The organism is Bacteroidota bacterium, from assembly GCA_016706255.1.
GTDB lineage: Bacteria > Bacteroidota > Bacteroidia > Chitinophagales > BACL12 > UBA7236.
In genome coordinates this window covers 1-18,832 of sequence record JADJJZ010000021.1, presented here as the reverse complement: position 1 = coordinate 18,832, position 18,832 = coordinate 1, and the positions used below count along the sequence as shown (strand labels likewise).

The window sequence follows — 18,832 nt, the reverse complement described above, 5'->3', positions numbered from 1 at the left end:
AAATTACTAATTTATCTAGGTCTAAGAAGTTTTAAAAGTTCCTTAACCGAATAGTTTCACTATCTATTTGTTCAAAAAGGTAAAGATACCGCGCATTGGATTTCTTTTCTCGAAGCATAACCTGAATTTCAAGTGAAACATTACCTATGCGTTCAGGGAACAAATTTCGCATAGTGATAAATTCAACAATTTGACTAAACGTTAAAATTCTTTTTTTATCACTTAATAATACTACTACTATAACTTCGTGTAATTTTAATAAGTTTTTCATAAAAACATTTAATTAAATTTTGATTTTAATGTGTTCCCTCTAACCCCCTAAATAACTGGAACGATATTCAAATTTCAAAAGAGGGTGTAAATTTGAGATATCATGGGAAAACAACCAAGAAAAAGTACGCAAGAAAAGCTACAGATTTTAGAAGAGAGTAAACATTTAGGTTTGGTGGCTACCGCCAGGAAACACGCAATCAGTTATCAAACGCTCAAGAACTGGCAAGACAAAGTCTCTGTTTGGGGATATGATGGCCTTAAAACCGGAGAGGGGTTAATGACTCCGGAGTTAAAACGCTTACAACTTGAAAACCAACGATTAAAGGAGATTGTTGCCGAAAAAGAACTTGAATTAAAAATTAAGGAAGAGTTGTTAAAAAAAACAACATTACGCAAATAGATCGGCGAATGGTGGCAACAATTTTTATTGACCAACAATATCCAGTAGGAAAAGTGTTAAAGTATGTTGGATTGAGTCCAAGCAGTTATTACAAGCAACATAAGGATGTCGCTTGTAAAAAACGTGGATTATCACCAAGTGAATATACAAAGAAGCAGAACGGTACAAATGTTAACAATGCAATTGTTGTTGAGCAAATTAAATCATTGCTATCTACTGAATTTGTTGATTATGGATATTTAAAAGTAACGCATTATTTACGAGATACATTTCACTATATTATCAATCACAAAAAAGTATACCGTTTGATGCGGGTCAATAACCTTTTATATCAACCCACCAGCATTAAGGTTGGCAATAAGCAATGGGTGTCAAAGCTAGTCCCTGAGCCATTAGCAGCTTTTACCTATTGGGAGTTCGATATAAAATTTATGTATATACATGGCACGGGTAAGTTAATTCCATTATTGACTGTAATTGATGTGTATAGTCGTTGGATATTAGGATATATGTTTAAGAGTAGTATAAAAAAAGAAGACGTAAAGCTATTCTTTGAACACATTACATCTGTATATTATCAACCAGATAAAATCTATGTTAGGTGCGATAACGGTTCGCAATTTGAAAGTACACTTGTAAGAGATTATTTTAAGAAATTAAAAATAGAACAAGAGTTTACCAAACCTGCAACACCTGAACAAAACGCGCATATAGAATCTTATCACAGCATTATTGACAAGGTGATTTGTCGTGGGTACGAATTTGAAACAAGCAACGATATGGCTGATGTTTTAAAGCGATGGGGATTATTTTATAATTACAAAAGAATACATTCCGGTGCAAATTACAAAAGTCCATATGTGAATTTACTACAACAAGGAATAGATATACATGACATTTTTAATTTGCGAAGTTCATTGCCAGAATATATCTTTATACCACTAAATAAAACGGAAACGAGCGCTGCTGAGGAGCAACTCGTCAGGGATAGTTTAGTCGAAGGAAATAGCACAATGCGAGCAAAATAGTTTTACTAAAAGTATTTTGTTCGCTTATACCTAAAAAAACCTAAATTAAATTTAAAAACCGTTCCCGTTTATAGGGGGTTAACCCATGTTTCAAACGAATTCCATTGGGTTTTTAATTCGCACGCAATAATATTTCCATTAGTGCTCGCTTAAAGCTGTCGGGTTTCTGGTATTATTTGGATTTGCCATTTTTCACGTATTAAAGGCTGGATTTGTTCACGGTATGGATGAAATTCCAAATCTTTTTTTCGTTTCATGAATAAACCTTTTTTATCTTGTTCTGCTCTTGCCATAAGGTAAACCAAACTTGCTTGAAAATGGTCCTTACCAATAAAATGATTGCGTAACCTGTTTAGGATTTTACGAGAAATGCCTGCATATTTTGCCGCACCCTCTTCATAGAAAATATACAACCCCTGTATCTCTTTGTAGGTTTTTTCGTTTTGGGGTTTAAAGTGTTATATATCCCCAATTGATCAAATAATTGAAAATTTGTTTCGTAATACCCATTTTCTCCGTGAAAAGTTGGTTAAAATAATATTTGTCGTTTTGCAAACCTGAGTTAACTGTAGCTATGCTTCTTGATAAAGTGTGTTTGTGTCTGGGATCATTTCTTCATTAAAATTTAATAACATAATTTGTGTGTTTTTATTTTATATAAAATGGAATAGAATCATTCAACCAAAACCCATATCCTTTTTAATAATAACCTTTTTTTCATTTCTTCACTAAATTTATCGTAATGTTAGTAAATCTCATTTATTATATCTGTGGAACTCCATAGACGTATATTAAAATATTTGCTCCGGGCTTCTCGTTTCAATGATTCTGAAAAGCCGCTCCATGATACCAAGATTCCATAAAGTGCGTTATAACTGTTCATTACCCCCAACAACTCCCGTAAAACACCTGCGGCAACCCTGTCTTTAGAAGATTTTACCTGGACACAAATTTTAGGCTCTTCAAATCCCAAAGGGCCGTTGGATGCTAAAATATCTGCTCCGCCATCCTCACCCTTCCTTGATTTTCCTTCCAAACCACCAACTTCTCGAGGCTGTGAAGTTGTATATCCATGAGCGATTAAAATCTCACGAATTAAATCTTCCATGGCATAATCTTTAAATTGAGATTGAATAAGGCTTTCAATTTGAGTAAATGCAAGATTACCGGTTCTGCATTTTCAAGTGTGTCATCTCCAGTTTCGTTATCCTCATCGGCCTGACTGGCAAATTGGATTTGCTTTCCGGTAACCAGCGCTTTAACTCGCTCTAAGGCATTGTTTCTTTTTATATTGCTTAGTGTAAGCAAGGAACCAAAAGAATACAACAAATCTTCATCAAATTGTGACCTGGGTATCGTTTTATGCCATTTGACCGGTATCCAGTGCAATACATCACTCTCCTGACCCTTGTAGTGATACTCTCCAGTAACTTCTCCTATATGAATTTCAGGATTAAATTTTGAAGGTAAGACAACCCAATCACCTTTATGTACCCGATTTGCAAATCTAAAAACCTGACCAATCTTCAAGCCCTCTGAAACTGGTGTTGCTTCTTTATAATGCTTTTTATAAATTTCTCCAACTTCTTCGCGGGTTCTAAATTTACTTAAGTCAGGAAGTTCATTCCAACTAATGGTTACAAAACCATTTCTGAGAGCAGCATCCTCCTGTTCACCAGCGCTGCCGGCCCGTATCATCCAAAGTTTTGAGTCATAATCAATAATTTTTTTTATTATTCTATAATTAAAATATTCTACAATTAATTATTTTTAGATTGATTTAATGTTGAAAAATAAAGTGCTCCCAATTAAGTAATCAAAAAATATTCTTAATATGGTTCATCTTATTTTATAATTATTTAACTTAATAAATTCTACCACTTTCTTAGTTAAATTTTGGGCATCTTTAGACATATTATGCCAGCTAATATCTTCCTTTAATAAGTTTGCTAACTTAATCTTATAGTAAGTTTTTAAAGTTCCTGATTCAAGAAATAAATGCTCTGGAGTCAATTTTTTAAGCTTCTTTTTTAAGTATTTACCAATATATTCATCTTGATATTCATTTTCATGTATTTCAATTTGGGACCAATCAATAGAAGCCATCTTGGCATGAAGTTTTGGGAAAAACATCTTTATCTGTTGGGCTGAAAGTAGATTTTCAATCTCTCTACAAGTTAATACTTCATATTTAAAATATTTACTTTCTTGGTTTTTAAAGCCAGATGCTTTTTCTCCTTTCTAGAATCATCTTTGTCTGCGATTAATAATATTTTACTGCTAAGGAACCTTGCTGTAATTTGCTCAATTTCCTTATCTATACCCACTTCATTCTCTTCAAACAAGTAATGACTCACATTAGAGCCACTATATTCAAAATAAGTGTAATGTAAATCTTCTTTATAAGAATAATCTTCATGAAAATGTTCAAAATATGCCTTTAAAAAAGCCCTTAGATATAGTGTATCACTATGTCCTTCAACCCAAACACTGCAATTGGCAATAAAAACAGAACTAGAACTAACACCAAGTAATTCCAATGAATCAATATCTGAATTATTAATATTAGAAACAATCTTGGAAATACCTTGCTGATTGACAATTTCTCTAAAAGTAAAAATTGAGACATTTGAATTATCTGTTAATGACAAATCCAAAAGGTGATTAGAATGTGTGGTGAAAAAATATTTTAATTTTTTTGCTTTTATATAACCATTATTTAACAATGTATCTAGAAACAACCTTTGAAAACCAGGATGTAAATTTAATTCTGGCTCCTCTATAAAGATCCAGGTTTCCTCCTGAGCAGTAAAAATCGGATACAAAAGCAAAATTAACGCCTGAACACCATCGCCAAACTGATGTATATCGTTTTCAGTTCCGCCCAAATACAACGAAATATGCATATCCTTGCTAACTTTAGATGGTTTTGCAATCAAATCAACTTCAACTCCGTTGAAAAACGTTTTCGAAAGAAATAGCTCAAATTCTTCAAAGTTATTTCTAATTTTTTTTTCATTATTACGAACCTCAAGAATATGCTCATAAAAATCTAAACCGGTAAATATTTTAATATTTTCTTTAAGTGAGCCCTTAAAATAATTTTTTTTTACCGAAGTTTCAAATATGTTTGAAAGAATTTTATCACTCACATTACCATTTCTGTCATTATCAAATAGACTTGATAATGTCCTAAGAATCGGAACGTACCGCTTCTCAAAAGGAGTAATAACTTGCAAAGGACTTTCATTATACTTTTCAAGGAGAGAGGATAGTGAGTCGAAAATTGGCTTAAGTTTATATGAATGCAATTCTTTCAACCTAAAGTAGTTTGAGTGGGTAAAATTTAAATAGTATAGTCGCTTATTGGTATCTTCAACCTCCAAAGCAACCATAATCATTGCATGCAACTTTTGAAAATTTGAATTTATTTCATCAATCACCTTTTCAATATTAGTGTTATCAAATTTTAAAATCAAATCAGCAAAGTAACTTCTATTAATTAGAATATTATTATTCGGATATTTATCAAGAAAGAATTCAAATGCTACTAATGCATTATTGCTTAATTCAAAATAGTTTAGTTTTGGAGTGATATCAGAGATTGTGAAAGCAGCATTATCAATAACGGATTCAGATTGATGCCTTAATACAGTTTCAATTTCCCTAAGATATGATAAAGATTTCTCTGAACCAACTACCTTATATTTATCCTGAATTAAAAGGTTTCTCAAAAATGAACTTTTCCCCATATTATTTCCGCCAACAAAAAAATTAATATCACTCAATCGTCCAAGTAGATACTCATTATTATCAACAATGTCTGATGTGAAATTTTGATATTTCACAGTAGCGTTAAAAGTTTTATCTAAAACGATAAACATAGTTTTGAATATTAAATTGAAATTTATGAAACCATTAATAAATTAATTTTAAAAAAAATCATCCTTAATGAAATAAAAAATCTAAAAACAATCACGTATAACTATTTTGAGAGATTATTTATTATCGCTCTAAAACTCTCCAACCCTGCCTCCAAATTCTCAACAATCTCCGCAGCCAAAATATCCGGATCGGGCAAATTATCTAAATCCGTAAGGGAGCTATCTTTAAGCCAGGAAATATCTAATGAAGTTTTATCTCTTGCTATGATTTCATCATAGGTAAATTTGCGCCAGCGACCTTCAGGATTTGTTCCTGCGTTATAGGTTTCCTTGCGTTTGCTTCGGTTTTCAGATTTGTAGCAGACTATGAATTCTTTTAACACTTCAATATTTAATGGATTTTTCTTTAATGTGTGATGTATGTTTGTGCGATAGTCATACACCCAAATTTCTTTTGTCCATGGGTTTTTGTTGGCTGGTTTGTTATCAAAGAAAACAACATTTGCTTTTACACCCTGTGCATAAAATATCCCTGTAGGAAGGCGCAAAATTGTATGCAAATCTGTTGTTTCAAGTAATTTTTTTCGAACTGTTTCACCCGCACCACCTTCAAACAAAACATTGTCAGGCAACACTACTGCTGCTATTCCAGTTGTTTTCAGCATAGAACGAATATGCTGAACAAAATTCAATTGCTTATTACTTGTTGTAGCCCAAAAATCTTGACGGTTATAGGTCAAATCATCTTTCTCCTGCTCCCCTTCTTCATTAGTGAAAGTTTGTGAACTCTTTTTCCCAAAAGGAGGATTTGCTAATACATAATCATACGTAATTGGTGAAGCTGCAATTAAAGCATCCGCAGGTGAAATAAAATTATCACTTTCAATATCCCCAATATTATGGAGAAACAAATTCATTAAAGCCAAACGCCGTGTTCCTGCAACAATTTCATTGCCAAAAAAAGTTTCTAATTTTAAAAACTTGTTTTGAGCTTTGTCTAATTTGTTATTTGCTACAATATAATCATAAGCAGCCAAAAAGAATCCACCAGTTCCGCAAGCGGGGTCTGCAATTGTTTTGCCGGGTTGTGGCTGTATACATTCTACCATTGCGCGGATTAAAGGCCTTGGTGTAAAGTATTGACCTGCACCACTTTTCACGTCTTGTGCATTTTGCTCTAAGAGTTTTTCATAAATATCTCCTTTCACATCTGCTCCCATAACCAACCATTGTTCGCTGTCAATCATATCAATGATTTTAGCAAGCATTGCAGGATCCTGAATTTTATTCTGGCTCTTTGTAAATATTTGACCTAAGATACCCTTGGCAGTACTTAATTCACGCAGTAACGTAGCATAGTGTAATTCCAGTTCAACACCTTTTTTATTGGTTAAACTTTCCCAGTTGTAATCCTTTGGAATAGGTAGTTTTCGGTTATGCGGTGGCTTGCTATATTCATCAGCCATTTTTAAGAAAAGCAAGTAGGTAAGTTGCTCTAAATAATCCCCATATCCGACACCTACATCACGGAGGGGATTACAGAAACTCCATACTTTGCTTACTATACTTGATGTGTTGTTGCTCATATTTTTTTATTAAAAAATGTCCATTTATATTTTAACTATCGGACTATTCATTTTATTAAATTTAAATGGTTGGCAAATGAGGAAACTTGCACCTAACACAATATGCAAACTTAGCCGTATCTTTAGCGGAAGAATTGAAAAGTTGTTTGGCTGCTATCACCGATTCAACCAAATCGGCAGGAAAAATTTTCAAATCGGTTTGCGGCTCTGGCAATTTCTGTAGCATTTGTTTCATCAATATTTACTAATGTCAATGCTATTTTTATAGCTTTCAAATTTTCAAGACGTGAATTATTTAACCTCTCCAAACCATATACTTTGATTGAAGTTAATCCTTTCAAACTACTATTAACCGGAACAGGAACTTCTTCTTTGAAAGTAAAAAAATTGCTTGGGTCTTCGGTGTTTGGGTTTATCAGTAAAGTGTCTTCATGAGATAAATCATTTGCATGATTATGAAATGGTTTTCGTGTAGTTTCGTCATACAACGGAAAATCATTTTTCTTATGTTTCCTGTTGCATTTCTCACATGAATACATTAAATTATTCCAATTATAAGCTAACCAATAATAACCGGGATAATTATTAGCATTAGCTCCTACTTTCTTGTATGCCCCTTTTGGTCGGTAGTGTTCAACATCACCAAAACTATTATCAGAAAATTTGCTTTCGCAAAAACAACACTTATCGTGTTGGTCGGCTACTAACCGTGTTTTCACCGTTTCATCTCCATAAATTTTATTGTCAAATTTAAATTTGACAATGCTCTTTACGGGAACTCCTGTTCGGCTTTTGTATTGATTTGGATTTGCAGTGAAAGCATTAATTAATGTTGTTGTTTCTGTTGCACCATCTGTTGTTAGAATATTTGGAACAGCAGCAGTTTTATGAATTCTAATCATACTATTTTCTTTTTTTCGCTGCCTCAAGTTTTTTTGCAAAATCTTTTAAAATATCCATTGCATCAATTTCTGATTTTGTTTCCCCTATGGGCATAGCATCAATTTCTGCATTTAGTTTTTCTAATTCAGTTTTCTGTTTGTCAGTTAAAATTTCCTTTTTCAAGAGTGTTCTTCTTCGCTGAATTTTTTTTTCCATTTCTCTTGTTCTTGACTCTTTCAAGCCAAACAAATCACTTGTCAACACTTGGTCTATTCTCCAACTCCTGATTACATCGGGAGTATTCTCAACTTTTACATGGTCGCCTGTTCGCTTCAATAAAACTAAATTTGAACTTAATGCTGCCTGCGCAATCAATGGACTATGTGCAGTTACTATAAACTGTGTCTTAGAAAAAATTTGACTAAGGTTCTCAATGATTTCTCTTTGCCATGTAGGGTGCATATGCAAATCAATTTCATCCAAAATTAAAATAGCTGGTTCATCAAATGGGGTTTCGCTTTTCTCGTAGTAGCTCAACATCTTTCGGCAAATCCATCAACCACGCAATAGTTGTTTTGTGCCCTAAACTCATTTCATTTAAGTTTACCCAACCAAATGGTGTTAGAACTTACCTCTCTTTGTAAGCGTATTTCCCCTTTCTAACTCTTATGTCTTTTTTATTCCATCTGGTAAAACTTGAAGCAATAAATCTTTTATTCTATCTCTTTCTGAAATACCTTTTTTAGTTTTTGTTTTTGCAGTTTCATAATCTACACGCAGAAAATACTCTGATGAGTTTTGAAGCATGGCATTGTCTAAAAAAAGGGTAGCACTTGAGTTATTAAAGCTCTCGCCTGACAATGATTTTTCAGCCATTTTACGATTTGCTCCGTAAGCAAAACAGAATACTGGGGAAAGAATACCAGTATTGTAGTTTTTGGAGACAACAGATTCTTTAGTTTTATGATTAATAGAATACTCCAAGTCTAATTCTATTACTCCATCAACTCCAAATGGTTTTCCACTCTCAACAACAATAAGTTTCATTTTTGATTCCTTACCACCTTCTTTATGCCTCAAATCCCATGCATTGCGCCAACTGTTGTCAATACTTAAATCATATTCCGTATCAAGATGGCTTCTTTTTCCTATAAAACTTTGAGGAGAAGGCAACAAAGAAACTATACTGCGAAGGATAGACGTTTTACCAGTTCCATTGTCACCAAGTATAACTGTCCACTGTGAAATTTCCCCATCACTATCAGTAAAATCGATTTTCTGCTTATTGCCAAAGCATCTCACATTTTCTATTTCTAATCTCTTTAAATAAAGCATATTATTAAGTATTAAATTGTCGTTGCAAAGTTAGATGTTTCATGGTATTTTAATGAACTTATTATCGTATCAGTTTTTAGTATAAATTATTCTATTGGTATCAGCCTCCCCTCAAATGCCATTTTCAAAATACTCTGCTTTAATGTTTCCCCTTGTTCCAAATTTTGGCTAATCGTTTCTTCTAATTTATCGCATACCTTGAGTTTGCTTTCTAATTCATATATTATGAGTTGCTGTTCTTTTAAAGAAGGAATTGGAAACGGTATTGTCTTAATTATTCCTAAGTTCAAAACGTCCATTGTCGTTCCTTGGGCTTTTGCACTGTAAAAGTTTTTCACATATGAACTTTCAAAGTAATATTTGAAAAATTTATGCAAATAGATTTCTTTGTTAAGGGTTATCTTAATTAATCGTGGATTAATTACGCCTTCTTGAGCATTTTCAGGTAAGATTAGTACTTTACCAACTGTTCCGACCAAACCAATCAGAATATCATACGGCTTAACTCTGCAAGATTTTAATTCTAAATATTTTTCTTCATTTATATAATAGTCTCCAAAAGAAGCATCGTCAATTATCACTTGTTCTTGCCCATAAATTTTATAACCCTTTTGAACATAAAATTCTTTTTTCAATGAAGAACCAAATGGACCAGCCTTTAAGGAATGCATACTTTTTTCAACAATATCAATTACACTAACTCTTTTCCAACCCTGCGGCAATTCACCATCTTTTACATTCTTATTCGTGAGTTTCCCTTCAAAAGCCCATTTCAACAAACTTTGCCTGTACACTTTTAATTGTTGCTGTGCGGTGAGCAATTGTTGTTTGCCGTTTTCTAATTCGCTGAATAGTTCTTCAATTTTGGCTACTATGGCTTGTTGTTCGGCTATTGGGGGTAGGGGAACTACATAATCGGTAAAATTCGCCATCCTGATATAGTTTGTTGCAGAACCAAATTGTTTATCTTGGTTTCTTCTTTTCCAATTACCAAGCAAATGGTAATAAAGATATTTAGGGACTGTTTTGATTTTATTTAAAACATAAGTTCTTTGATATGCATCAAATTCTCCATTATAGTAAAAAACTTCGCCAACATTTGCACCATTGCCAGGCAATATCAAACTTTCTCCTTTAAATCTATTTGTATCACAATATACCGATTCGAAAGCACAGGTGTAAAATCTATACTTGCCACTTGGTTTAGCGTGGTTTGCATCATACTTGCCAGTTTGTATGTCACATACTTCCCCTAAAGTTTTAATTTCCCAATGATTCGGTATATCTTTTTTCTCACTCATTATGCCGCTAATGCTTCATTTAATTCATTAATAATTTCTTCCGTCTTGTCGCCAAACAATTGCCACATTTTACCTAATCCGCCTTGTGCATTAAACGGATTCAAATCAAAATCATCTTTGTCAATATGAAAACTGTTAATCACATAATCTTTTATCATGCGCAGCCATTGCATTTGTTCTTCATTAAACTTGGTGGCGCCTGCCTGTTTTTTAAATACCCAATCTTGAAAATTTTTGTCAACTATTTTATCATAAGCAGTAAGCGTTGTGTCTAGTCCGCTTATTTTACGAATGAGAGAAACAATTGCAGTTAGCTCATTTCGTGGCGAACCGTTGCATTGTCCCAGTGCTTCATAAGCCCGCCAAACATTCATAGGAGCAAGTGTTGGTTTGTCGTTTTGAAGTTTCTCCAACACTTCTTTAATCATTGAATAAGTCAATTCTCGTCTGCGAAATGGTTGGTTGTAAAAAATCTGCAAAGCCATTAATTCATCTTTATGCAATTGCATCCATTCTAAAAAATTGGCAATTAATTCTTTCGCTTTGTTTAAATTATCCTTGTCCCAGCCCACCTTTATTACTTCATCAGGATTAGCCAAATCAATTTTTTGTTCATGTGCCTTGCGCACATTTTCAATGTATTCATTCAGTTCTCCCGTAAATACTTTGGCTGCTTCGTTTTGTATTGTTTCAGTTTTAGCTTTTATGGCTGCTTCAATTTCACAGATGCTGCCCCAACCATTTCGGTTCTTACTTTGCTTTCAATCTCTTCAAGCACATCTGGATTAAAAGCATTCAATAATTCTTTAACTACTTGTGAAACGCTTTTCCCATTAGCTTTTTCGGCAAATTGCTTCTTTTCTTTTTCGGTAATTTGTTTATCTAAACGGGTCAATCGGTTGGCTAATGAAGTAAATAATTCTTCTTCTCTTGCACCCACTGCAACCGCCTGCAGCAAATCTTTCAAAGGCACACCTGGCTTTTTCTCTAACGGGCGGCTATCCGTCTTTAAACTTTTGGTTACGCCAATGGCATCCACAATTACAAAATGGTCTTTGGTAAATTTTGCGGTGGGCGTAACTTTTCGCAAACTATCCAAATCAATAGTTCGTGTGCCTCTGCCTTTCATTTGCTCAAAATAATTGATGCTTTTTACATCTCTCATAAATAGCAAACATTCTAGTGGTTTAATGTCTGTGCCAGTTGCAACCATATCAACGGTTACTGCAATTCGTGGGTGATAGTCATTTCTGAATTGCGATAAAACCGATTTAGGATCTTCGTCAGTTTTATAAGTAATTTTTTTGCAGAATTTATTTTCTTCGGCAAATTCTTCTCTTACAATGTCTATTATATCATTGGCGTGACTATCTGTTTTTGCAAAAATTAAAGTTTTAGGAACTTCAAAATTTCCGTTTTTATCGTAACGTTCTTTAAAAATACTTGGCAAATGTTCTTTGAATGTTCGGATGATAGTTCTTATCTGATTAGGATTTACGACATCTTTATCCAATTGCTGTTTTGAATAATTTTCATCTTCATCCTGCAACTCCATTCGTTTCTTTCTGCTCAATCGTTCGCGGTGTTCAATGTATTCGCCTTTCCAAAGTGTTGCACCTTGTTGGGTTACTTTTGTTTCAATGATAAATACTTCGTAACCAACATTCACACCATCTGCAACCGCCATTTCGTGTGAATATTCACTTACCAAATTCTGGTCGAAATAACCAATCGTTCTTTTATCTGGAGTAGCGGTTAATCCAATTTCAAAAGCATCATAATATTCTAATACTTGTTTCCAAAGGTTGTAAATGCTTCGGTGACATTCATCAATTACAATAAAATCAAAAAACTCAATTGGCATTTTTCCATCGTATTCTATCGGTGGAATTTCTTTTGGTTGCCATCGGCTTTCATTCGGATTTTCTTCTTCTGCACTTTCTTCAAGATCAGTTCCTTTTAAAATGGAATACAAACGCTGAATGGTGCTAATACAAACCTGACTGTCGGTTGCGATATAGCTTGATTTCAGTCGTTGAACGCTGTATAACTCCGTAAACTTTCTGTTGTCATCATTTGGAACGAATGACATAAATTCTTGCTCCGCTTGTTCACCAAGATTTTTAGTATCTACCAAAAACAATACACGTTTAGCTTTTGCATATTTCAACAAACGATAAATTGCAGTTATTGCGGTAAATGTTTTTCCAGATCCGGTTGCCATTTGTATTAAAGCTCGCGGGCGGTTCTCTTTAAATGAAGTTTCTAATTTCGTTATGGCGTTGATTTGACAATCACGCAACCCTTCGGTTTGCAAAGAAGGCAAATCGAATAATCTTTTGCGGAGTGATTTATCACGTTTTAACCAATCTATTAAAGTTTCTGGCCGATGAAAACTAAATACCTCTCTTGCTCGTGGTTTTGGGTCTGTAAAGTCAGTGAATCTTGTTACTTCACCCGTGCTGATATAGACAAAAGGTAAGGGTTCGTTTTTAAGATGTTTGAGCTTTGCATTTGCGTATTCTTCACTTTGCCCCTCGTGGACATTCATCCGATGACCTTCTTCTTCCCGTTTTGCTTCAATAATTCCACAGGGCAGAGGATTAAGCTTCTAGGTAATGTGTGTGCCGTTCCCCAAACATACATTACAAACAGTTTCGAACAAAATAAACTGGCAAATTCACGGAAAACCGTTAATTACATAAATGTCACAATTAATCATAAAAAATAATATTCAAACCTATTTCCAAAAGGATTACACAAATTAATTAACAATAAAACAAAAGTTTGCCATGTCACATTTAGTACTTTTTTATAACATAAAATTATCCAATTCCAAAATAATACATTTCCATATTTATAAAAACAATTACGGTAAGAATACGCAACTAACTAACAAAAAAATAGATTTTTGAGCAAAGCAGTTTACAATTAAGCTCGTAAAAAAGGAGCAATCTTTTACTGGCTTTTTTAGTAAAATTTTTGTTTCCTTTAAAATTTGGAATTATAAAAAACATTCTTAAAATTTGTAAAAGATTGAGTGACATGTGGGTTAATCTGTTAGGATAATCTTAATTTAGTTGCCTTAAGTATTACTTTGATTTATATAATGAATAGATGTTACCTTTTTACCATAAATTAAATTTAACACCCGATACAAACACATACTTTGCACTAATATTTAAAACACATTTTTATGAAAACCATCAAATTACTAATTACATTATTGCTATTCCCTGTAGCTATTAACGCGCAAGCACATCTTGGATTAACAGAAACCGAAATCAAAGCACTATATCCTTATAATACATGGGTGTCAGACTATGCAACTGATGGCACAAAATACATAAGTTCTGATATGTTATATGGAAATTTTGTATATTATTTTGATTCAAATGGACTCTCCGAATATTGTTTACAAATTCCCTCAAGTATGGTAAATTTAAACACTCAGGTTCAAATCTATAACCAGAAATATGTAATAACCTCAACTTCGTCATGGACTGCATATTTAGAAGGAGGCAATATAATGTATATTAGATTAAAGTATGACAGTCAATATGAACTTTATAGTTTTCAATATTCTGCCACACCTTTTGTAAATTAGAAAAGGTTAATTACTAATTTCACTTGTATACTTTTGAGAATCTAACTTAAAATGAAATTATCAGAAAAATTGAGTGATATTGAGAGTGTAAATTAAACTGTGTCAAAATTCAAAAATTATTATGAATTTTGAAAACCAGTTTAAAAATGGAAAAACAGAAACCAGACTTCGACTACGAAGCACTTAAGAAAAAGACCATCGAGCAATTTCGCTCTGGCAAAAGCCTATTTGGCAAGGATGGCGCGTTTGCGCCTTTATTAAAACAGTTTTTAGAAGCGGCCTTAGAGTCGGAACTTGATGCTCATTTGGATGAAGACCAGCGGGATCAGGGCAATCGCAAGAATGGCCGAACTACAAAAAAGTTAAAAACGGCCGAAGGCACTATTGAGATATCAACGCCCCGTGATCGTGATAGCGAATTTGAACCCCAAATTGTTCGTAAACGAGAAACGATTTTAGCAGAGAGTTTGGAACAAAAAATCATTGGTTTATATGGGTTAGGAATGAGCTTTAGAGACATCTCAGCACATATAAAAGAGATGTATGATACAGATATCTCTGCGGCTACATTGTCGAGCATTACAGATAAAGTAATACCGATGGTAACCGAATGGCAAAGTCGTCCATTAGAGTCGTTGTATTGCATTATTTGGATGGATGCCATGTATTATAAAGTGAAGCAAGATCACAAAATGGTTACTCGCTGTGTATATAATATTTTAGGCGTTACAACAGAAGGAAAAAAGGATGTATTAGGCTGTTACGTGAATGAAGCAGAAGGAGCCAACTTTTGGTTAAGCGTATTAACTGATTTACAAAATAGAGGTGTAAATGATATTTTAATCGCCTGCACTGATAACCTAAAAGGCTTTACAGAAGCCATTTCTACGGTGTTTGCGCAAACAGATGTGCAGAGCTGCGTAGTTCATCAAATACGCAACTCATTAAAATATGTAGCGAGCAAGGACCAAAAGGAATTTATGCAAAACTTAAAGCCGGTATACCAGGCAGTAAATATTGAAGCGGCAGAAATGGAGCTTGAAAAACTAGCAGAAAAATGGAGTAAAAAATATCCGGTGGTAATAGAATCTTGGCAACGAAATTGGAGCAAATTAAGCACCTACTTTAAATATCCGGCTGCCATTCGAAAATTAATTTATACAACAAATACCATCGAAGGTTACCACCGTCAGATAAGAAAAGTAACCAAAACCAAAGGCGCTTTTACGAGTGATATGGCCTTATTAAAATTAATTTATTTAGCTACACAAAACATACAAAAAAAATGGACTGCGCCATTGCATAACTGGGGAATAACAGTCTCCCAACTTAGCATCATTTTTGGCAAACGATTAAGCTTAAATATTTAATTGTGCTTATATTAATGATAAACATTAATTTTATGTCACCCAAGAACGAAGCGACGGTGAAACTTTATACCGATGGTTCAAAAATATTAGGGGCTTCGAGCCCCAAATATTTTTACCCAAGAACTTCGCTCCGGTTGACATTACCCGATGCGAATACATTATTGACACAGTTTATTTTACACTACCGTGATATTTAATTTTGGAATAAATCAGTATATCGATAAATTATTTTATTGAGTTTTTAATAGATCGTTTAAGTGCTGATTTCCAACTGATTTAATATTACCCTGCCCCATACAATTTCGCAGTCGACTAAGTTGCCATAGCCCCGATCGCAGCGGAAACCCCCTTTGTCCGCCTCGGAAAAGGGGTTGCAGCGGAGAGCGGGAAGGGATTGTGTTCGTGTGAGAAATGTTCATGCTTCAAATTTTTAAAAGGGTTTATTTTGAAAAGGAACACAGACTGAACTGGTCAAACTGATAAAGGACGAATTTTTTGGATGGTGCTTGAAAAAGGAACGCTGACCCCGCTGGCGGGGCGCTGATTTGGATGGATGGAAACTGATTTTTTATACTATGTAACTTGAATGATACCCGCTAGCGGGACGCTGATTTTTTTAAATGGTGTAAAAAGGAACCCACAGATTGAACGGATTGAACGGATAAAAACGGATTTAATGGATAAGATACAGTTAAAAAATTTCGAAAAATGCGAGTAAATCCGGTATGTAGGGGCGAATTGAATCCGCCCTTACATAACGGATTTACGGGTTGTAGGAGAGAATTAAACACGTTACCCTTAGCGTTACTTCGTTTCCTTTGTTCCTTTGTGGTAAAATTTCGGAAATGTGCTTTTGGGGTGATGTTGAAAAGGAATCTGCAACGACAGACGGGCACACATGGAATGGGTTCAACGGATAAATAACTGATTTTTTAAAAAGGGAACGCTGAACCCGGCAAGCGGGTCGCTGATTTGGGCGGATTTAAACTGATTTTTTTGGTGGATGTGTTTGATTGATTCCCGCTAGCGGGACGCGGATTAATTTTGAGGTGGGATGGGATTTGGGGTGAGGAGGGGGATTTTTTTGGGATTAGTAGGTATTTCTGACATTTGCGTTTGGTTTTGGTGTGTTTTAGTTTAATTATTCGATAAATTTGCGACATGGTATTTCTTGACTTCGAAAAGCCCATTGCTGACCTGTATGAGGAACTGGAAAAGCTGAAGCAGATGGGCGAAAAGCAAAAAATTGACATTACCGCTCCTGCTGCGGAACTGCAGGAACGGATAGCAAACCTGAAAAAGGACATTTATGAGAACCTGAACGGCTGGCAGAAAGTGCAGTTGAGTCGCCACCCCGACAGGCCTTACTCGCTGTTTTATATCGAACATATGGCCGAAAACTTCGTGGAACTACACGGCGACCGCAATGTGAAGGATGATAAGGCGATAATTGGCGGTTTCGCTACGCTGGAGGGCCAAACGGTGATGTTTATCGGTCACCAGAAGGGCATCAACACCAAAATGCGTCAATACCGCAATTTTGGTATGGCAAACCCTGAAGGCTATCGTAAAGCCCTGAGGCTCATGAAGTTAGCTGAAAAATTTGATATTCCTGTCGTTACTTTGATTGATACACCGGGTGCTTATCCGGGCCTGGAAGCCGAGGAACGTGGTCAGGCTGAGGCCATTGCCCGCAACCTGTATGAGATGACACTCCTGAAAGTGCCCGTAATTTGCGTTATAATCGGCGAAGGGGCATCGGGAGGTGCTTTGGGCATTGGTATTGGCGACAGGGTGTTTATGCTGGAGAATACGTGGTATTCGGTGATTTCGCCGGAATCGTGCTCGAGTATCCTGTGGAGAAGCTGGGATTTTAAAGAAACTGCTGCCGAAGCCCTGAAACTGACTGCTGCGGATAATTTTAAAAATAAAATCATCGACGGCATCGTTAAGGAACCCCTCGGTGGTGCACACAGCGACCCGGAAGAAATGGCGAAGCTTTTGAAAAAACATTTGAAAAAACACCTGAAAGAACTGGAAGCCATTGATCCTGAAGAACGTATCAAACAACGTATCGATAAATTTGATGAAATGGGTGTTTATGATGAACTTACAGTGGCAACCACAAAACCCTAATTATAGCTATTGATAAAAAGCATAAAAAATATTTTATTCGGGAGGTTTATTCGCTCCAAACCGTATACTGATACGCATGAACGAAAAACGCTCGAATACGACAAAATCAAAACCATGGCTTTTCTGGTTGATGGTTCTGACCCGATTGCTTTACGTCAGCTAATTAATCATTTACATAAATACGCTGAGGAAGGAAAAAAAATCAGCTTTATCGGTTATGTAAAAAAATTGCCGCCGTTTGAGGATGAAGAAATTATCTGGATTACCAAAAAAGATATGAACTGGATTGGTATTCCGAAAATGCAGAAAATAAAACATTTTATTGAAAAAGATTTTGATGTTTTAATTAATACGAGCCTAAAAGTTAATCGCCCGTTAGAATATATTTCCACCTACAGCAAAGCTGCATTGCGCATCGGAAAATTTGATGCTAAAAAAACATATTGTTACGATTTTATGATGCGCATTGAACATGAAAATGTGTTTGATTATCTGGAGCAGGTGGAGCGGTATTTAAAAATGGTGAAATCGGTTTAACGATTTTCTACGGTTAAAAATATTTTAATTAAAAGTCTACTCGCCTATTATTAAATTATCCAACTTTGTATTTTCATTTTAAGTCAACAAATGATGCATAATTATTCAGTAAATATTACCAACAAATTCAGAGGAACGGGTGTTGCATTAGTTACACCTTTTAACGACGACGATAGTATCGATTTCACGGGATTAAATAAATTAATTAATCATGTAATTGATGGTGGTGTGGAATATTTGGTGTCGATGGGCACCACAGGTGAAAGTGCAACCTTGAGTGAAGCGGAACGTTTTTCGATTATCGATTTTACCATTGCAGCGGCTAATGGTCGCGTGCCGGTTGTTGGCGGATTTGGGGGAAATAATACAGCGGAAATAATTCGGAGTATTCAGGCTTACAAAAAACATTGTGCAGATAAAAATTATGTAGATGCGATTTTAATTGCTTCGCCTTATTATAATAAACCATCTCAAGAGGGAATTTATCAGCACT

The 18,832-nt window shown here is 34.8% G+C and carries 18 protein-coding genes and 1 pseudogene; 7 read left to right on the top strand and 12 right to left on the bottom strand.

What is annotated here, in order from left to right; genetic code table 11:
- Positions 1-31: 31 nt before the first annotated feature.
- Entirely contained in the window at positions 32-271 is a 240-nt protein-coding gene (locus IPI65_16835; GenBank protein ID MBK7443111.1) for a hypothetical protein, read from the bottom strand.
- A gap of 102 nt (positions 272-373) precedes the next feature.
- On the opposite strand from IPI65_16835, the gene IPI65_16830 reads away from it, so the two are divergent.
- Both IPI65_16830 and IPI65_16825 read left to right on the top strand, forming a co-directional pair.
- On the top strand, positions 374-673 hold the full coding sequence (locus tag IPI65_16830) for a transposase (protein ID MBK7443110.1): 300 nt from the start codon (positions 374-376) through the stop codon (positions 671-673).
- A gap of 8 nt (positions 674-681) precedes the next feature.
- Positions 682-1,701, top strand: a complete 1,020-nt coding sequence (locus IPI65_16825) for a DDE-type integrase/transposase/recombinase (protein MBK7443109.1) — start codon at positions 682-684, stop codon at positions 1,699-1,701.
- 149 nt (positions 1,702-1,850) lie between these two features.
- Here the strand turns inward: IPI65_16825 and IPI65_16820 are convergent, their stop codons facing one another.
- The 11 genes and pseudogenes from IPI65_16820 to IPI65_16770 form a co-directional block, all read right to left on the bottom strand.
- Positions 1,851-2,114 carry a hypothetical protein gene (locus IPI65_16820; protein MBK7443108.1) on the bottom strand — a complete coding sequence of 88 codons (264 nt, stop codon included), beginning with the start codon at positions 2,112-2,114 and terminating at the stop codon, positions 1,851-1,853.
- Positions 2,115-2,446: 332 nt separating this feature from the next.
- Positions 2,447-2,809, bottom strand: a complete 363-nt coding sequence (locus IPI65_16815; GenBank protein MBK7443107.1) for a restriction endonuclease — start codon at positions 2,807-2,809, stop codon at positions 2,447-2,449.
- Complete coding sequence (locus IPI65_16810) at positions 2,797-3,399, bottom strand: hypothetical protein (protein ID MBK7443106.1); 603 nt, start codon at positions 3,397-3,399, stop codon at positions 2,797-2,799. Before IPI65_16810 ends, IPI65_16815 begins: the two co-directional genes overlap by 13 nt.
- Before the next feature lie 141 nt (positions 3,400-3,540).
- Positions 3,541-3,807: a hypothetical protein gene (locus IPI65_16805; GenBank protein MBK7443105.1), complete on the bottom strand. Its 267-nt coding sequence runs from the start codon at positions 3,805-3,807 to the stop codon at positions 3,541-3,543.
- Positions 3,808-3,878: 71 nt separating this feature from the next.
- Positions 3,879-5,585, bottom strand: a complete 1,707-nt coding sequence (locus tag IPI65_16800) for an AAA family ATPase (protein ID MBK7443104.1) — start codon at positions 5,583-5,585, stop codon at positions 3,879-3,881.
- Between the two features lie 101 nt (positions 5,586-5,686).
- Positions 5,687-7,171 (bottom strand): SAM-dependent DNA methyltransferase, encoded by a 1,485-nt coding sequence (locus tag IPI65_16795; protein MBK7443103.1) that lies wholly within the window; start codon positions 7,169-7,171, stop codon positions 5,687-5,689.
- A gap of 164 nt (positions 7,172-7,335) precedes the next feature.
- Positions 7,336-8,073: a hypothetical protein gene (locus IPI65_16790; GenBank protein MBK7443102.1), complete on the bottom strand. Its 738-nt coding sequence runs from the start codon at positions 8,071-8,073 to the stop codon at positions 7,336-7,338.
- A 1-nt stretch (position 8,074) separates the two neighbouring features.
- On the bottom strand, positions 8,075-8,593 hold the full coding sequence (locus IPI65_16785) for an AAA family ATPase (GenBank protein ID MBK7443101.1): 519 nt from the start codon (positions 8,591-8,593) through the stop codon (positions 8,075-8,077).
- 126 nt (positions 8,594-8,719) lie between these two features.
- Positions 8,720-9,388: an AAA family ATPase gene (locus IPI65_16780; protein MBK7443100.1), complete on the bottom strand. Its 669-nt coding sequence runs from the start codon at positions 9,386-9,388 to the stop codon at positions 8,720-8,722.
- A gap of 86 nt (positions 9,389-9,474) precedes the next feature.
- Positions 9,475-10,689 (bottom strand): restriction endonuclease subunit S, encoded by a 1,215-nt coding sequence (locus IPI65_16775; GenBank protein ID MBK7443099.1) that lies wholly within the window; start codon positions 10,687-10,689, stop codon positions 9,475-9,477.
- Positions 10,689-13,240: pseudogene (locus IPI65_16770) on the bottom strand (DEAD/DEAH box helicase family protein). The gene IPI65_16775 and the pseudogene IPI65_16770 overlap by 1 nt, the downstream one beginning before the upstream one ends.
- 645 nt (positions 13,241-13,885) lie before the next feature.
- Here IPI65_16770 and IPI65_16765 point away from each other — a divergent pair.
- The 5 genes from IPI65_16765 to IPI65_16745 all read left to right on the top strand — a co-directional run.
- A complete protein-coding gene (locus IPI65_16765) occupies positions 13,886-14,296 on the top strand; it encodes a hypothetical protein (protein MBK7443098.1) in 411 nt (136 codons plus the stop codon).
- 146 nt (positions 14,297-14,442) lie between these two features.
- On the top strand, positions 14,443-15,666 hold the full coding sequence (locus IPI65_16760; protein MBK7443097.1) for an IS256 family transposase: 1,224 nt from the start codon (positions 14,443-14,445) through the stop codon (positions 15,664-15,666).
- A 1,161-nt stretch (positions 15,667-16,827) separates the two neighbouring features.
- Complete coding sequence (locus tag IPI65_16755) at positions 16,828-17,802, top strand: acetyl-CoA carboxylase carboxyltransferase subunit alpha (GenBank protein MBK7443096.1); 975 nt, start codon at positions 16,828-16,830, stop codon at positions 17,800-17,802.
- Between the two features lie 9 nt (positions 17,803-17,811).
- The gene (locus IPI65_16750) at positions 17,812-18,339 is read left to right on the top strand and encodes a hypothetical protein (GenBank protein ID MBK7443095.1); all 528 of its coding nucleotides are present in this window, start codon (positions 17,812-17,814) and stop codon (positions 18,337-18,339) included.
- Positions 18,340-18,432: 93 nt separating this feature from the next.
- A partial coding sequence (locus IPI65_16745) for a dihydrodipicolinate synthase family protein (GenBank protein MBK7443094.1) occupies positions 18,433-18,832 on the top strand: 400 nt, incomplete at its 3' end.

Coding starts and splice junctions, on each gene's coding strand:
- IPI65_16835 (MBK7443111.1), bottom strand. CDS start 271: ATGAAAAACTTATTAAAATTACACGAAGTTATAGTAGTAGTATTATTA.
- IPI65_16830 (MBK7443110.1), top strand. CDS start 374: ATGGGAAAACAACCAAGAAAAAGTACGCAAGAAAAGCTACAGATTTTA.
- IPI65_16825 (MBK7443109.1), top strand. CDS start 682: ATGGTGGCAACAATTTTTATTGACCAACAATATCCAGTAGGAAAAGTG.
- IPI65_16815 (MBK7443107.1), bottom strand. CDS start 2,809: ATGGAAGATTTAATTCGTGAGATTTTAATCGCTCATGGATATACAACT.
- IPI65_16810 (MBK7443106.1), bottom strand. CDS start 3,399: ATGATACGGGCCGGCAGCGCTGGTGAACAGGAGGATGCTGCTCTCAGA.
- IPI65_16805 (MBK7443105.1), bottom strand. CDS start 3,807: ATGGCTTCTATTGATTGGTCCCAAATTGAAATACATGAAAATGAATAT.
- IPI65_16800 (MBK7443104.1), bottom strand. CDS start 5,585: ATGTTTATCGTTTTAGATAAAACTTTTAACGCTACTGTGAAATATCAA.
- IPI65_16795 (MBK7443103.1), bottom strand. CDS start 7,171: ATGAGCAACAACACATCAAGTATAGTAAGCAAAGTATGGAGTTTCTGT.
- IPI65_16790 (MBK7443102.1), bottom strand. CDS start 8,073: ATGATTAGAATTCATAAAACTGCTGCTGTTCCAAATATTCTAACAACA.
- IPI65_16785 (MBK7443101.1), bottom strand. CDS start 8,593: ATGTTGAGCTACTACGAGAAAAGCGAAACCCCATTTGATGAACCAGCT.
- IPI65_16780 (MBK7443100.1), bottom strand. CDS start 9,388: ATGCTTTATTTAAAGAGATTAGAAATAGAAAATGTGAGATGCTTTGGC.
- IPI65_16775 (MBK7443099.1), bottom strand. CDS start 10,689: ATGAGTGAGAAAAAAGATATACCGAATCATTGGGAAATTAAAACTTTA.
- IPI65_16765 (MBK7443098.1), top strand. CDS start 13,886: ATGAAAACCATCAAATTACTAATTACATTATTGCTATTCCCTGTAGCT.
- IPI65_16760 (MBK7443097.1), top strand. CDS start 14,443: ATGGAAAAACAGAAACCAGACTTCGACTACGAAGCACTTAAGAAAAAG.
- IPI65_16755 (MBK7443096.1), top strand. CDS start 16,828: ATGGTATTTCTTGACTTCGAAAAGCCCATTGCTGACCTGTATGAGGAA.